Raw genomic sequence first — 14,891 nt, forward strand, 5'->3', positions numbered from 1 at the left:
TAATCATGGAACTCAACTATTTAGCGCCACGTATCCAGACTCACAAGCATGCACTGGTCAACATCGTAACACCGCCCATCTGTACGGAGCGTGCTGAAGCCTACACAAAAGTCTACCAGGAAAATGAAGACAAGCCGGTCATTGTTAAGAGAGCACTGGCACTTGAGGAGCACCTTCGAACCCGCACCATTTGGATAGACAATGACGAACTCATTGTGGGTAATCAGGCAAGTAAGCTTCGCGCAGCTCCCATATTTCCGGAATATACCGTTCGCTGGATAGAAGCAGAGATTGACGGACTCGCCGACCGACCGGGCGCAGGCTTTTTTGTCTCAGAGCAGGACAAAGAAGTCATACACCGCCTCACCCCTTACTGGCGTGGTAAGACTGTACAGGATCGCTGTTACGGTATGTTCACAGATGAACAACAGGCCATTCTCGCCACCACCATCATTAAAGCTGAAGGAAACATGACGTCAGGCGACGCACATCTGGCAGTGGACAATGAGAAAATTTTAGCCTTAGGACTGGACGGATTAATCAGTGAGGTGGATGACAACCGACAGTTGAACGACATCTCCACCTTCGAAGGTCTCAAGAAAGAGCAATTCTACAAATCGGTACTGATTGTATTGCAAGCGGTTCAGCAGCATATCTTGCGCTTTGCCACCCTTGCCCAGGATATGGCAGAAAAGACCTCTGACAGCCAGCGAAAGACAGAACTGGACACCATCGCGGCCAATTGTGAACACATCGCTTATCACCCTCCCCACAACTTCTGGCAAGCCCTGCAGCTTAGCTATTTTGTACAGCTCATACTCCAAATCGAGTCGAACGGTCATTCGGTATCTTTCGGTCGAATGGACCAGTACCTGAATCATTTCTACGTTAAAGACATAGAGTCCGGCAAGTTACCACACAACTTTGCTCTCGAGCTGTTGCAAAGCTGCTGGCTCAAACTGCTGGAGGTCAACAAAATTCGTTCCGGTGCGCATTCGAAAGCGTCAGCTGGCTCTCCGCTTTATCAAAACGTCTGTATCGGTGGTCAGAAGCTCGATAGTCAAGGGGTACCTCACGATGCCGTTAATCCACTCTCCTGGGCGATACTGGAGTCTTGTGGACAGTTGAGGTCGACCCAGCCTAACCTCAGTGTGCGCTATCACGAAGGATTGGACCAAGCGTTCTTAATGGGCTGTATTGAAGTCATCAAGTGTGGCTTTGGGATGCCCGCTTTCAACAATGATGAAATAGTTATTCCTGAGTTTATTAAGTTGGGCGTAGAAAAAGAAGACGCCTATAACTACGCTTCAATAGGTTGCATTGAAACGGCTGTTCCTGGTAAATGGGGGTATCGCTGCACCGGAATGAGCTTCATCAACTTCGCACGAATCCTACTGGCAGCGCTGGATGAAGGTATCGATGCGACCTCGGGCGAACGCTTCCTGCCTCACAATAAGTCTCTCGCCAAAGGGAACTTCGCGAACATGGCTGAAGTCATGGCGGCATGGAACGAACAGGTGCGTTATTACACCCGAAAATCTATTGAGATTGACACGGTTGTCGATACGGTACTGGAGCAACAAGCTCAGGACATCTTCTGTTCATCGTTAGTCGATCAATGTCTGGCACGTGGAAAAACCGTTAAAGAAGGCGGCGCAAAATATGACTGGGTATCCGGTCTGCAAGTTGGTATCGCCAATCTGGGTAACAGCCTTGCTGCCATCAAGCATTTGGTTTTTGAACAGCCTCAGATCACTCAGCCAGAACTCGCCAAGGCGCTGGCCGACGATTTTGAAGGTGCAGAACAAGAACAGTTACGCCAGAGAATCATTAACTTTGCGCCCAAATACGGTAACGATGATGACTCTGTGGACATGCTACTTGCTGAAGCCTATCAGGTTTACATCGACGAACTGGATAACTTTGTCAACACCCGTCACGGTCGGGGACCGATTGGCGGTGGCTATTACGCAGGTACGTCTAGTATCTCCGCAAACGTGCCTTTTGGTGCGTCGACCATGGCAACACCTGATGGTCGCAAAGCAACAACTCCTCTTGCAGAGGGCGCGAGTCCGTCATCAGGTTCTGACCGCCTTGGACCAACCGCCGTTTACAACTCGGTAGGTAAAATCCAGGCAAACAAAATCCTAGGAGGCGTACTGTTAAATCAGAAACTCTCCCCCGCGGCGGTTGCAACCGAAGGTGACAAACTCAAGCTGTCGATGTTGATTCGGACCTTTTTTAATCATCACAAAGGGTGGCACGTTCAGTACAATATCGTATCGAGAGAAACCCTGCTGGCGGCCAAGAAAAACCCAGAACAATATCGTGATCTGGTAGTTCGAGTGGCGGGTTATTCTGCTTTCTTCACAGCATTATCTCCAGATGCTCAGGATGACATCATCGCACGCACTGAACATGAACTGTAAAGCGCTTTCGACTTACGACTTTCAAATGAAATAAAAACGAAAGAGGGCTATAATGGCCCTCTTAGTTTTTGACAGGAAGCATTATGAACGCCAGACAATCTGAAATCTTAAATTTGGTCAACGACAGGATCCGAGTACAAGTGAGTGAACTGTCCGCCCTGACGGGAGTCTCTGGCGTTACCATTCGACAAGATCTTAATTTTCTGGAAAAAAACGGCTACCTAAAACGCGTACACGGAGCCGCCGTGTCACTGCAAAGTGACGATATTGAATCAAGGCTCGAAGTCCATTTTGATATCAAGCAACAGCTGGCAAACAAAGCAGCCGCTCTGGTTGCGCCTAACGAAACCGTACTGATTGAAGGCGGGAGCGCTAACGCTCTTCTTGCCCGTACCCTGGCTGAACGTGGTGATGTCACCATTATCACACCATCGGCCTACATTGCTCATCTGATCCGCCACACCGCTGCCAACATCATATTGTTGGGGGGTGTTTATCAGCATCAGGGAGAAAGTCTGGTCGGTCCGTTAACCAAGCTTTGCATTGAAAACATTCATTTCAGCACGGCATTCTTGGGTATTGACGGATTCGATGTCGACACTGGCTTCACAAGCCGCGATATGATGAGAGCAGATATCGCCCATACCATCATTCAGAAAAACCGTCGCAATATTGTGCTTACAGATTCCAGCAAGTTTGGCCAGATTTTTCCTTCATCCATAGGATCAATACAAGAGATTGCAGCACTGCTTACCGATGCTGGTGCACCGAAAGCAGCATTGGATCACCTGCAAAAAAACGGGGTAGAGGTCATTATCGGCTAACATTCACCGATACATATTATGCTGCGGAGTCTATCACAACGTCTTGTCCTAATGAGGGGGCTTTAGGAAATCTGGCAGCGGATTCAACTCAAATTACCTCTCAAAGCCATTCAAACTGATAGCTTTATCAATAATTGCTATTTCGGTTCCACTTTTAATACCCTGCACAAGATTATTCAGAGCGGTGTCCTAGTTTCTCCCGTGACAATAGGAGGGCTCTGACAAAGCCTTTAGGCAAAAGAGAGGGATGTTATGAGAAACTTACACCGGACGTACTACTTAGCAGCAGCACTCGCTCCACTAGCTGTGTTGAGTCACACAATATCTGCCAGCGAAATTTTCACCACTCATAATGATGGTACGGCTTTAGGCATCGTAGAATCCAATACCGGTCTGGGCGTCAATATCGGTCCTTTTGGTTCCAATCAGACCTGGGCGGCTGCTTTTGACCCCGACGATACTCTGTATACCATCACTAATGGATTTTCTGGCGCTGGTGCTACCCTTGCCATTGTCGATGAAAATACTGCAACCATTACACCTGTGGGTTCCGTAGGTACCAATATGATTAGCCTTGAAGTCACCTGTGAAGGTGTAATGTATGGAGTGGGGTACAACGACAGGGTTCTGTATGAAATCGACCAGAACACCGGCAACACGACGGCCATTGGTAATACCGCGATAGCCAACACCATGGACTTAGCTCTCGACAGTAACGGAGCGTTATGGGCAACCGTTGGTAATCGATTATGGACGTTGGATACTAACACGGGTGCATCCACCCCAATGACCACTATTACGGGAGTTGCATCAGGCTCGGTCATGGGCATCATGTTTGATTCCAACGATAATCTATATGCAACAGCCTATGTCAGCGACTCTCCACTCTATCTGATTGACGTCAGTACGGGCGCCGCAACACCAGTGGGTAGCACAGGGTTTGACCGCCCTCATGGTGGTGACTTCCGGCCTGATTGCATCATAGCGGTGGATATCGATATCAAACCCGATAGCGATGTCAATCCGGTTAATCACAAGAGTAAGGGTCAGATCCCAGTGGCCGTTCTTACCACAGATACGTTCGATGCCGCTGCCGTAGACCCAACGACGGCGACCTTTGGTCCAGATGGTGCCACTCCCGCGCATGGCGGTCACATGGAAGATGTCGACCTTGATGGTGACTTAGATCTGATGCTTCATTTTAAAACGCAAGATACCGGTATTAAGTGTGGTGATACCCAGGCAATACTCAGTGGCAAAACTTATGAAGACAAAGCGATCGAAGGCGTTGAACTAATCCACACGGTTGCTTGCAGAGACTATATGGCTGAAGACGAATAAACAAAAATTTATTCAATGTCTCCAGAACAACCAGTGCTTCATCTTGGTGGAGTGCTGGTTAGCCCAACTCATTTAAAGCGTCCCCACCATGATCCGGCTCCAGACCGCCACCAACAGACTGGCAAACAGCACCCATATTAAAGCCGCTGATATCAGAGTACCGGGGAGACTCAAAAAATGGCTGAAATAATACACCGACATAAGGTAAGCCGCGTAAGGCAATAAGGAGTACAAACCAAACACAGCCGTCATTCTCAGTGCCTCCATGTTACGCTCGCTACCGACAATATAGTGAGCAATCAATGCAAAGCTCGGAAACAGAGGCACCAAACCAGCAATAAAGTAGTGTTTGTTCTTGGATAGAATGGCAATGACAAGAACCACCGCAGCGCCAATCAGACATTTAGTAAACAGTGCAAGCATCTCTTACGCCAGATTGAAGAACAGTTCATCATCGGTCATATACTTATGCTTGCTTCCCAAATTGCGAACATGCATAAACATGAAATCAGGAAAGCCTGGAGCCAACAAATCATTAGGCTCCCACTTGATCCCGCCAACAAAAACATAGCGACCTTGTTTGTGATCATCGTGGAGCGGGTTATTCATCGGTGTTGAAAGTTCAGCACGTACACCTTCAACGACACACACTACCTGCCCTTTTGCTACGCCAATTACACGCTGTACCAGATTTGCTTTCATACCACACTTCCAGGCTTGTCGGGTTGCCCATTCAAAGCCATGTTTTCGTACACTTCGCTGTACATTCACGATCAGATTCATCGACACTGTCTGCAACATAATTAATCTGGAGTCGAGAGTAGAACGTTTGCTTATGGGAGACGAGAGGCAGATTTTGTGGATTTCTCAACAGATGAAAAATGCGCTAAACGATAAAGTATAATGAAAGAAGGTTGAGAAAGCAGAAGTAGCCTATCAGCAGATCGTGGTAGGCTACCAAAACAATTGTCGAGAGACCTAACTCTTTGTCAATTGGTCAGACTGGCGCTGCACAATTTCAGCTTCAAACCAATTTTTTATCTTGAACCCCTTGTTCTCCAGTCGATTCAACATCAGTTTTGCCATTTCTTCACCGACACAGTGTGTGTCATAACGTAGAGTTGTGATAGAGGGTTTACTGTAGCGACCGAGTTCATAATCACCATAACCTGCAATCGCAATATCTTTACCTGGCTGATAACCAAGTTCTTCGCAGGCCGCTATCGTTCCCAACGCCATCGTGTCATCAGCACACAAAATCGCTGTAGGACGTTGAGCGAGCGATAGGACTTCTTTTGCCATTTTTATGGCATCCTCTTCGTTGAGCTCACCGTTAAGTAACAGTCGCTCATCGGCAATCAGGCCCGCCTCATCAATCGCTTTCAGATAGCCCCGCTTACGAGCCTGAGACAACGTAAGTTCAATAGGTGCATCCAAAAACGCGATTCTGGTGTGGCCTAGCTCAATTTGTCTTTTGGTCATCTGATAAAACGCTTGCTCATTGTCCACATCCACAAAGCAATCTTCGTCAAAACCAAAATCATACCCGTGACAGATAAAAGGAAACTGTTTCTGCTTCAGCATGGCGATACGCTCATCATCACTACGAGTACGTACAATAAACAGTCCGTCAATCAGGCCGCTGTCGATGAAATCCGAATAGACTTTGTTTTCATCCTGACAATCGGCAATCGTAGTTACAATCAGCTGATAATCGTGTCGAGCCAGAAATGCAGAAGCGCCTGCCAACACCTTAGAGAACGCTGGAGAAACAAACATGCGCGAGTTGGCGGGAAGGATTATGCCCACATTTTTTGACTTGCCTGACGCGAGCCTCTTGGCGGTAGGATTTGGCTTGTAGCCAATTTCCTGGGCGGCCAACAAAACCTTTTGCCGCGTTTCCGGGTTGACATCACTGTAGCCATTCAGCGCTCTTGACACCGTGGATTTGGATAACCCTAAGTGTTCAGCTAATTTTTTTATCGACATAATGATTTTAATACTCGTTAATCATGAGCAAACAACGACGCACGGCAGAGATTGCCTGTTGAGAAAGTTTACTCTGTTGCAACTGAGAGTAATATTCCTGCCAGCCATTTTGATTTGCTTTTAACTCACTTTCCAGTGAATTGTGACAATAATTCAGGCAGTTAATCAAACGTGTCGCGCCACTGTCCAGATATTCTCTGTTTCGATAACAACCTTCCAACATAAATCGCAACAGTGCAAGCGCGACTGGCGTTTTCGAGATAAAGGCACCGGTAAATGGATAGAGCCGATCTTTGAGTTGCTCAATACCCATAGGATGGTGTTTTGCATAGTGGCTGAACAGCAATACCCGCTCGATATCACCAAGAACCTTCCCAGATTCAGAAACTTCCATCACACGGCCCGCAAACGCCTCTTTATCGTGACGCATAATTAACCCGGGTTGATGGCTGTAAGCTAATTGATAGCCCTCAACTGGATTAGCCAGAGCCGATAATATGAAAGCCTGATCCTCTGCACGATGAATGAACGTTGGGGTAAATGGCTGAAATTCATAAAGTGACTCAATTAAAATGCCATTGGTACCTCCTGTCACATGCACACGTTGAACATCTTCTCTCTGGCTGATCACTTCTTCTTGCGTGGACAACGCCTGCCCCCAACGGGCACAGAACAATTGTTCAAACATGGCATAATCGTCACCGGTCGGCGACTTAACATCTGCAGTAAACAGCCCAAGAGGCGCGTCGCTCTCATTGACCAACCCACCCGCTATCATGCCCAATTTCAACTTGTTACCTTCACAGTCGACAGCTGAAGCACCCCACTTTGAATCCAAGAAGTGCTCAAATGCCGACTTACCAGTCTCATCGACCAATTTCTGCTGGTCAAACACCTGATCAAGGTCGATCTTAAACGTGGCTTTCAGGTTTGGGTTGATGGCTTTTTGCCACAGAGGGGCGATAGCCTTAAGGAAAGTGTAATGTCTGCCGTATGCGCCATTAACACCGAACACCCCTTTCAAAGCATCACTGGCAGCAGGGAATCCGCAGCGCAAGATTTCCTGACACTCGCTCTCACCAAACACGGCAACGTCCAGATGCTTTAGTCTGAGATGTGTTTTGACTTCGTATTCCACATAGTCTTTGGCGATCTTTGCCAACGCCGGATGAGTCACCGAGCAGGATAGAACCAGTGTGACCTTTTGATTTTTAGCCAGATTACCCCTGGCAACCTCTGCCTCCAGCGCAATATCCAGCTGCTGGAGACCGTAAAGAATTTCATTCTCCTGCGGCGAGATTCCAACTGGTATCGGATGATCGTACCAATACTCCTGTGGCTGATTCTGGGCTGTTTTCAGTGCCTGATGAAACGCGTCCCCCAATTGAATATGACAGGTATCATCCCCCGATAATGGAAGTCCCAACAGTACATTACTGGTAAACAACAATTCCTCAGCAACGTTCACGATGGCTGGTTTTATCTGAACAATATCGGTAAGAGTCCGGTGTTTGGCAATGCGTGCTTTCACGGAATCTGGTGACATTTGACACTCCATAGCTTCCGGGCAGAACAGACTCCAGAGTGGATTGTCACTCTGTGGCTGCTCATTCTGGTATGAAGCGAGCTCAGCACGTGCTTCGGTACTGAAATGTTGCGAACAATCGACAACCGGGTGGGATTCATGTGCAGTTAGCAATAAGCAGGCACTATGGTATTCCGGATGTTCCGGAAGTTGAGAGATAAACCAGGCGTGGCATAGCTGACTAGAAAGGTCAGCACCTTTGCTCATTGAAAACTGGTTTTTGCGATTAAGGTAACCGCAAATTTGTGGCAGTAAAGACATACCGGGCTTCCATTAGAAAAATACCCCTCTGGCAGAGCCAGAAGGGTATTGCATCACTTAAAGACGCTCTTCTGTTTGAACATCGAACAACAGTACACGAGACAGATCGACAAGTAAGTCCATATTCTGGCTACGGGCTATCTCGGAGCGTAAGTCAAGACGAGCCTTGACGTTCTCATCGCCAATCTTAAACAGCACTTCTTTATCAAAGCCCATCGGTTCTACCAGGTCGATATGAACGTTTTCAAAGTTGAACGTTGTATCGCTCTCACCAAAAAACTCTTTGTCATTGAAGAAATCCGGACGAATGCCCACTTTTACTGTTTTACCTTCTTGCGGCAGTTCACCTTCAAAGCGAACACCGGTTAGCAGTGCTCTAGGCAGGCGATATTCACCCAACTGCAAATGGTCATTGTATAGCTTGCCATCCATGATGTTCATAGAAGGTGAGCCAATGAAGGTAGCAACGAATATGTTGTTAGGATTCAGGAAGATCTCCATCGGAGACCCTACTTGCTCGATGATTCCGTCACGCAGAACCACAACCTTATCGGCGAGTGTCATGGCCTCAACCTGATCATGAGTTACGTACACACTTGTCCTACCGAATCGGTTATGGATTTGCGCGATCTCGGTACGCATGTGATTACGAAGCTTAGCATCCAGGTTTGAGAGTGGTTCGTCGAACAAGAAACAATCCGCATCCCTTACAATGGCACGTCCCATCGCAACACGCTGACGCTGACCACCTGACAAGTCCGCGGGCTTACGCTTCAGGTACTCTTCCAACTTAAGCATTTTCGCGACATCTTCCAGACGACGCTGTATTTCCGACTCTTCCATTTTTAGTCGGCGCAGTGCAAAAACGATATTCTCCTCTACCGTTTTATGCGGATACAGCGCGTAGTTCTGGAATACCATCGCGATATTACGATGCTGCGGTTCCACGTCATTGACAACTCGGTCACCAATGGTAATTTCACCAGATGTTGCCTGCTCCAGACCGGCAATCATTCGTAGAGTCGTTGATTTGCCGCAGCCCGATGGACCAACCAATACCACGAACTCACCATCTTCGATATCCAGGCTGATGTTTTTTACAACCTTAGTGTCACCGTAGTTTTTAACAATATTTTTTAAAGAAATAGAAGCCATAATTATTAACCTTTCACACCACCGTCAGTTTTACCGCCATCCATGTGACGCATCGCAAACAAGAAACACACAACAACCGGAGCCAGTGTCAACATGGACGCAGCCATGATGCGATCCCAAATCGCGTTCTTTGACACAAAGAGCTCTTGTAGCGCTAGTGGCAACGTATAGAATTCTTTGAATTGTTTGAGGAATACAGAAGCAAACAGGTACTCGTTCCAGCCAATGATGAAACAGTACATAAAGACCGTTGCTAACATCGGTAATGACAAGGGCAACACCACTTTCCAGATCGCTTCTTTGCGAGAGTAACCGTCCATCATCGCCGCTTCTTCCAGCGCAAATGGAATGGTTCGAAAGTAGTTACCCAACATATACAAGGCGACGGGCAGCGTTTGGACTATGTAGATAGCAAACAGACAGAACAGGCTTCCCCACATGCTGGTCGCCAACCCTACATTTACCGCCATCTGGTAGAGTGGCACCATGAGAAGTACCCCGCCGACCATATAAACAAACAGCACCGAACGTTGAACAATAACCTGTCCGGTAAACCGCAATCGCGATATCGAGTACGCACCGAGCACAGCGAAGAATAGAGAAACTGCGGCTGCCCCCATTGATATAGCGAAGCTATTCAGCATAAAGCGACCAAACGGGAACACATCGCTGTTATTAGTATATTTCGCCATGATGGCGTCTTTTTTGGCTTGTGACAGTTTTGGGTTATCAAGCACCTTCTTGATGGCAGCCGGGATCTCCACTTCTTTCTGCTCTGTCAGGCCAAGCAACTCTTTGTATGCATCCAGATTGATAACCTGGGGGATTAGCGAAGGGTTGCCCCAGTCAAATTGATGTTTTAGAGACGTTGATAAGATCTGAGCAAATGGCAACAGGCAGAAACTGACCAGTAAGAAAATTGCCAATGCAAATCCAATACGTCCTTTAATTGTTTTTTTACCTAACATAATGAATTACCACTTAAGAATTTTCTTCACATAGAACCAGATCAGCACACACAGCACACTAAACTGAATCACTGATGTTGCTGCCGCTAACCCCTGGTCGATAACACCGGTGAACGCTTGGTAGTAGGTAAATACCGGTAACGTTTCAACGTTTGGCGCCAGCAGGAAAACGTCTTCGAAACGGTTCAGGTTCCAAATCAGTCGCAAAATCACCACAGTGGCTAAGACAAAATAGATTTCTGGCAAAGTGACATGAAAGAAGCGCCCAATCGGTCCGTAGCCATCAATTGCCGCCGCTTCATATTGATCTTTTGGAATCGACGTCAGCTTCGATAAAATCAGCAAATAGGCAATGGGAAAGTGTTTCCAAACGTCGAATATAATAACGACCCATACTGCCGTGCCCGGCTCGCCGATCAGATTAGTTCTCTGGTTCCAAAGATGAAGAACATCCACCATCAGCCAGTTAAATACACCGTTAACCGGATCGAAAAGAAACTGCCAACCGAATACTACCGAAATCACGGGAGCAAAATAGGGCATAAGAATCGCGGCACTCACCAGGCCACGCCCCTTAAAAGGGTTGCGCATCAGCAACGCGACCGCCAGACCCAACAAGGTCGTTCCGACAACAGTTCCGAATAAATAAATGCCTGTTGTTGCGATGGAAGAGTAATAATCCGGGTTTACCAACAGTCTGACGTAGTTAGCGATACCCACAAAGGTCTTGTCACCGTTCAGCTTTACATCAAAAAAACTTAGGTAAACATTGAAAACGATAGGATAGAGTATCAAAAGCCCAATAATGCCTATGGTAGGAGCGACAAGCTTCCATCCAAATCGCGCTTCTGCTCTCTCTAATGGTGTCATGGTAATTCCTTGTTGATTTGGAGCAGCGCACCATGCTGCTCCGTTAAGGTACTCAATCAGGGTGCGCTGCTAGCTCGTAGCAGCGACTTTGCGTACGCCTTAGTTAGCGATCAGTTGCTGCATCTCTTTCTCAGCCCACTCCAGAGACTTCTGAGTGTCCTGACCTTCGATAACAGAGCTGTAAATCATGCGAGGGATAATTTGCTTGGAGAAGATTTCCCCTGACTCTGGGAAGGCTTTCCCATCAACGATAGAAAAGTTCTTAATGTTCTCGAAACCAGCGATGATTTCCTTGATAGACTCTTTGCCATAGTTAGCAAAAATGCCTTTCGGATCATTAAGGAACTCTTCTGTTTCCGCGATATCACGCAGCATTGGCAGGTGACCACCCGGAGCCATGTGCGAGTATGCTACTACCTGATCTTTCTCGTTCATGTATTCGATGAAGGCTTTTGTTGCTTCCACTTCATCTTTGTTGTCGTTCTTCATAATAGAAAAACCGACCAGAGTCCCGAAAGTAGATGCTGTTGTGTGCGTGATGGCTGGTGCTAAACGGGTATTTTTAGCAAGATTTGGGTCAAATGCCGCCCCTTTAAGATCCTTAAAGTTTTCATTACTCAATGAGCTCGCGGCTGCTTCAGCTAACGCGATATCGTCCATGATATAAGTTGAGTAGAAGAACATCGCAAGCTTGCCTTGCAGGTAGTAGTCACGGGCACGCCAGGTTTGAGGTCCTGGTGGTGTGTACTGTGCCAGATCTTTGTAGAAGTCGAGCACTTCCTTCTGAGCTTCGGAGTTAAAAATCAGGTTGCCATCTTTATCAAACTGTCCCGCATCATTAGACAGGGCAAACTGGGTATACACTTGCTCAGCATAGCTATCCGCTTTAGTGCCGATGAGAATACCGTATTGATTGTCTTGAGGCTTATTGAAATATTTTGCCGCTTTTTGGATGTTTTCCCAAGTCGTAGGTGGTTCCAGGCCTGCTTCTTCGAACCAGTCGGCGCGGTACCAGATCCCTTGTACCCAACCACGATAAGGCAGCGCAACGAACTTGTTATTATCCGGGTCTTCAACCAACTTCAGAGAACCTTTGTAAAAACGCTCTTTACCCACCGCTTCAATCGTTGCTGTCGTCGCATCCAGGTCGACAATGCCCTGTTCAGCAAACGCCAATGATAAGTTTGAGCCTACTTCGATCATATCTGGTAGGGTGTTTGAAGCCGCCGCCGCCGCGATTTGCTTTGGCATGTCATTCTCATCAACCGCCACCACTTTCACGTCGATACCGGGATTTAGCGCTTCGAACACGTCAGCCATCACTTCTATCGTCTGAAGGCGGTCTGATTGTGTTTGTGTGGTCCAGTATTCGACTGTCGTCGCTTGCGCTAGAGTTGATAAACTTAAACCTGCTGCTGCAAGTCCAAGAGTCAGAGTTTTTAGTTTCATCGTTATATCCTTTACGATTTAGGATTCATATTATTTTAAGAGGCCCATTCATCAGGCCTTATTATTTACTTAGTTAACCACATCACCTGATATGGTTGTACAGTAACGATACCGCTTACATCGTCACCAGAAATCAAATCGCGAGTGATACCTTCTAACACCTCTTCAGTAACGAGCTCGACTGCTTGATTTGAAATATTGATCACCACTAGCACTTCTTCGTTGCGCACCAGTGACACTAACTGATTGCTGGTGGTGACAACACGCTGGCTTGCGCTTGGCGCGAAGGCTGCGTGCTGTTTACGGACAGCAAGAAGGTGTTTAAAACTTGATAGAACTTGAGCACGACGAGAGTCAGGGTTTGCAAGCTCCGCTTCCACTTCTGTACGCACCAGCTTTTCTCGGTTAATCGCTCTGTTGTAGCCTAACCGTTCCAAGCCCTCGGTATCATTTTCTGATCCCAATAGACTGTGAACATAGATTCCCGGAACACCGGCCATAGAAATAAGTATCGATTGAGCGGCCATGAAACGGTTCAGGTTAGTGAGATCGTCGGCATCGGGGTCGCGAATGGCATCAAAGTAGTTAATGTTAAGCTCATAAGGGCTTTGCGTGCCGTCACCATTGTCTTTATAAGAGACTCTTCCGCCGTTTTTCTGTACAACAGACAGCAAATGCTCCACCTGCACCTTGCTCAAGATGCCTTCAACCGGACGAACCCCAATACCGTCATGAGATGCCAGAAAGTTAAAGAAGGTGGTTTTATCTGAGCAAGGTTCCAGACTCGACATCCATTCTACGATTTTCTCACTGTTGCCCGTCTGCAGTGTATGCAGTGTCAATGGAGGTAGCGGGAACTGGTACACCAAGTGCGCCTCATTCTCACCATTACCGAAATAACTGATGTTATCTTGGTGCGGAACATTGGTCTCAGTGATCAGTTTGACGTGAGGTGCCACCGCATCCATTACGGCACGAAGCGCCTGAACAATCGCATGTGTCTGCGGCTGGTGAATACAAGGTGTATCCAGTTCTTTCCACATAAAGCCAATCGCATCAAGACGAATAAAAGATGCGCCTTGTTGTGCGTAAAACATTAGCAACTCTGCAATTTTCCGAAACACCTCAGGACAACGGAAATTCAGGTCAATTTGATCCTCACTGAAAGTCGTCCATATATGTTTTGTACCGTGAGCCGTTTCAAATGTCGTCAATAGCGGCAGAGCTCTCGGGCGCGTCACGGAGCTGTAATCGCGACTAGGATCGGCTTCGGTGAAAAAGTGTTGATATTGCTCTTCACCTCTCAAATAACCCTGAAACCAATCACTCGATTTGGAGATGTGGTTGATCACGCCATCAAACATTAAGTCATAATCTTTGGACAGAGACAGAACATCCTGCCAATCTCCAAGATCAGGGTTGATCTTCCAATAATCGACCACGGAAAAGCCATCATCTGAAGTGTACGGATAACACGGCAGAATGTGCACCGCGGAGAGTACATCCGCTGCGTTAGCATTAAGGAACGCTTTTAGGGTAGTGAGGGGCGCCTCACCTTCTTGCCGGATGGAATCACCATAAGTGATAAGCATGATGTCATTCTGGTCAACCCATTGCTTTTTATCTGCATAACTAGGTTGCTGTTCGACCATCTTCACCAGTTTTGGAATAAGGTCGTTCAATTGAGCAGGAGAATATACACCTGCCAATATTTGCTGTAGGTCTTTTTTTACTTGAGAATAAGCCGTTTGTTCCAGAGCCATCTTGATATCCGTCTTTCCACATCTAACAACCAAAACCGGTTTTGGTGCCTTTCAAAAAAATAGTGGCTGATGTCTTAGCCACTGAATCACTATTGAGTTAGAAAAAGTCTACATTGCTTCTTGCGACCATTTATTGAACTAGATCTCACTTTTCCCCACGACCAAAACCGGTTTTGGATTATCGTGAAATTGATCACTATTCTGCTACTTCATCGTTAAATCTAATTATAGAATGCACTAGATTACGCCAATAAACG

General features: G+C 47.0%; 12 protein-coding genes. 3 read left to right on the forward strand and 9 right to left on the reverse strand.

The genetic code is table 11. The features are described 5' to 3' along the window. The first annotated feature begins 5 nt into the window (after positions 1-5). The 3 genes from C4S60_RS02575 (at position 6) to C4S60_RS02585 (ending at position 4,594) form a co-directional block, all read left to right on the forward strand. Positions 6-2,429, forward strand: coding sequence for a formate C-acetyltransferase/glycerol dehydratase family glycyl radical enzyme (locus C4S60_RS02575; protein ID WP_103878760.1), 2,424 nt, complete (start codon positions 6-8; stop codon positions 2,427-2,429). Between the two features lie 83 nt (positions 2,430-2,512). Continuing rightward, the gene (locus tag C4S60_RS02580; RefSeq protein ID WP_103878761.1) at positions 2,513-3,253 is read left to right on the forward strand and encodes a DeoR/GlpR family DNA-binding transcription regulator; all 741 of its coding nucleotides are present in this window, start codon (positions 2,513-2,515) and stop codon (positions 3,251-3,253) included. A 252-nt stretch (positions 3,254-3,505) separates the two neighbouring features. Then, positions 3,506-4,594: a DUF4394 domain-containing protein gene (locus C4S60_RS02585; protein WP_103878762.1), complete on the forward strand. Its 1,089-nt coding sequence runs from the start codon at positions 3,506-3,508 to the stop codon at positions 4,592-4,594. A 72-nt stretch (positions 4,595-4,666) separates the two neighbouring features. On the opposite strand, the gene C4S60_RS02590 is transcribed toward C4S60_RS02585, so the two are convergent. From C4S60_RS02590 to C4S60_RS02630, 9 genes are all read right to left on the reverse strand, one after another. After that, a complete protein-coding gene (locus C4S60_RS02590) occupies positions 4,667-5,017 on the reverse strand; it encodes a GlpM family protein (protein ID WP_103878763.1) in 351 nt (116 codons plus the stop codon). Between the two features lie 3 nt (positions 5,018-5,020). Continuing rightward, on the reverse strand, positions 5,021-5,377 hold the full coding sequence (locus C4S60_RS02595) for an acyl-CoA synthetase (protein ID WP_103878978.1): 357 nt from the start codon (positions 5,375-5,377) through the stop codon (positions 5,021-5,023). Positions 5,378-5,572: 195 nt separating this feature from the next. Then, positions 5,573-6,583: a LacI family DNA-binding transcriptional regulator gene (locus tag C4S60_RS02600; RefSeq protein WP_103878764.1), complete on the reverse strand. Its 1,011-nt coding sequence runs from the start codon at positions 6,581-6,583 to the stop codon at positions 5,573-5,575. Between the two features lie 7 nt (positions 6,584-6,590). Next, complete coding sequence (locus tag C4S60_RS02605) at positions 6,591-8,429, reverse strand: hypothetical protein (RefSeq protein ID WP_103878765.1); 1,839 nt, start codon at positions 8,427-8,429, stop codon at positions 6,591-6,593. A gap of 57 nt (positions 8,430-8,486) precedes the next feature. Further along, a complete protein-coding gene (locus C4S60_RS02610; protein ID WP_103878766.1) occupies positions 8,487-9,584 on the reverse strand; it encodes an ABC transporter ATP-binding protein in 1,098 nt (365 codons plus the stop codon). A gap of 5 nt (positions 9,585-9,589) precedes the next feature. Continuing rightward, on the reverse strand, positions 9,590-10,552 hold the full coding sequence (locus C4S60_RS02615; protein ID WP_103878767.1) for a carbohydrate ABC transporter permease: 963 nt from the start codon (positions 10,550-10,552) through the stop codon (positions 9,590-9,592). A gap of 6 nt (positions 10,553-10,558) precedes the next feature. Then, on the reverse strand, positions 10,559-11,422 hold the full coding sequence (locus C4S60_RS02620) for a carbohydrate ABC transporter permease (RefSeq protein ID WP_103878768.1): 864 nt from the start codon (positions 11,420-11,422) through the stop codon (positions 10,559-10,561). 99 nt (positions 11,423-11,521) lie between these two features. After that, complete coding sequence (locus C4S60_RS02625) at positions 11,522-12,871, reverse strand: ABC transporter substrate-binding protein (protein WP_103878769.1); 1,350 nt, start codon at positions 12,869-12,871, stop codon at positions 11,522-11,524. Between the two features lie 65 nt (positions 12,872-12,936). Continuing rightward, positions 12,937-14,634 (reverse strand): alpha-amylase family glycosyl hydrolase, encoded by a 1,698-nt coding sequence (locus C4S60_RS02630; protein WP_103878770.1) that lies wholly within the window; start codon positions 14,632-14,634, stop codon positions 12,937-12,939. Between the last annotated feature and the right edge of the window lie 257 nt (positions 14,635-14,891).

This window comes from Vibrio hangzhouensis (assembly GCF_900107935.1).
GTDB lineage: Bacteria > Pseudomonadota > Gammaproteobacteria > Enterobacterales > Vibrionaceae > Vibrio > Vibrio hangzhouensis.

Bases quoted from the DNA above. Each gene is read 5' to 3' on its own strand.
- C4S60_RS02625 (WP_103878769.1), bottom strand. From the start codon at position 12,871: ATGAAACTAAAAACTCTGACTCTTGGACTTGCAGCAGCAGGTTTAAGT.
- C4S60_RS02580 (WP_103878761.1), top strand. From the start codon at position 2,513: ATGAACGCCAGACAATCTGAAATCTTAAATTTGGTCAACGACAGGATC.
- C4S60_RS02585 (WP_103878762.1), top strand. From the start codon at position 3,506: ATGAGAAACTTACACCGGACGTACTACTTAGCAGCAGCACTCGCTCCA.
- C4S60_RS02615 (WP_103878767.1), bottom strand. From the start codon at position 10,552: ATGTTAGGTAAAAAAACAATTAAAGGACGTATTGGATTTGCATTGGCA.
- C4S60_RS02605 (WP_103878765.1), bottom strand. From the start codon at position 8,429: ATGTCTTTACTGCCACAAATTTGCGGTTACCTTAATCGCAAAAACCAG.
- C4S60_RS02575 (WP_103878760.1), top strand. From the start codon at position 6: ATGGAACTCAACTATTTAGCGCCACGTATCCAGACTCACAAGCATGCA.
- C4S60_RS02595 (WP_103878978.1), bottom strand. From the start codon at position 5,377: ATGAATCTGATCGTGAATGTACAGCGAAGTGTACGAAAACATGGCTTT.
- C4S60_RS02630 (WP_103878770.1), bottom strand. From the start codon at position 14,634: ATGGCTCTGGAACAAACGGCTTATTCTCAAGTAAAAAAAGACCTACAG.
- C4S60_RS02600 (WP_103878764.1), bottom strand. From the start codon at position 6,583: ATGTCGATAAAAAAATTAGCTGAACACTTAGGGTTATCCAAATCCACG.
- C4S60_RS02590 (WP_103878763.1), bottom strand. From the start codon at position 5,017: ATGCTTGCACTGTTTACTAAATGTCTGATTGGCGCTGCGGTGGTTCTT.
- C4S60_RS02620 (WP_103878768.1), bottom strand. From the start codon at position 11,422: ATGACACCATTAGAGAGAGCAGAAGCGCGATTTGGATGGAAGCTTGTC.
- C4S60_RS02610 (WP_103878766.1), bottom strand. From the start codon at position 9,584: ATGGCTTCTATTTCTTTAAAAAATATTGTTAAAAACTACGGTGACACT.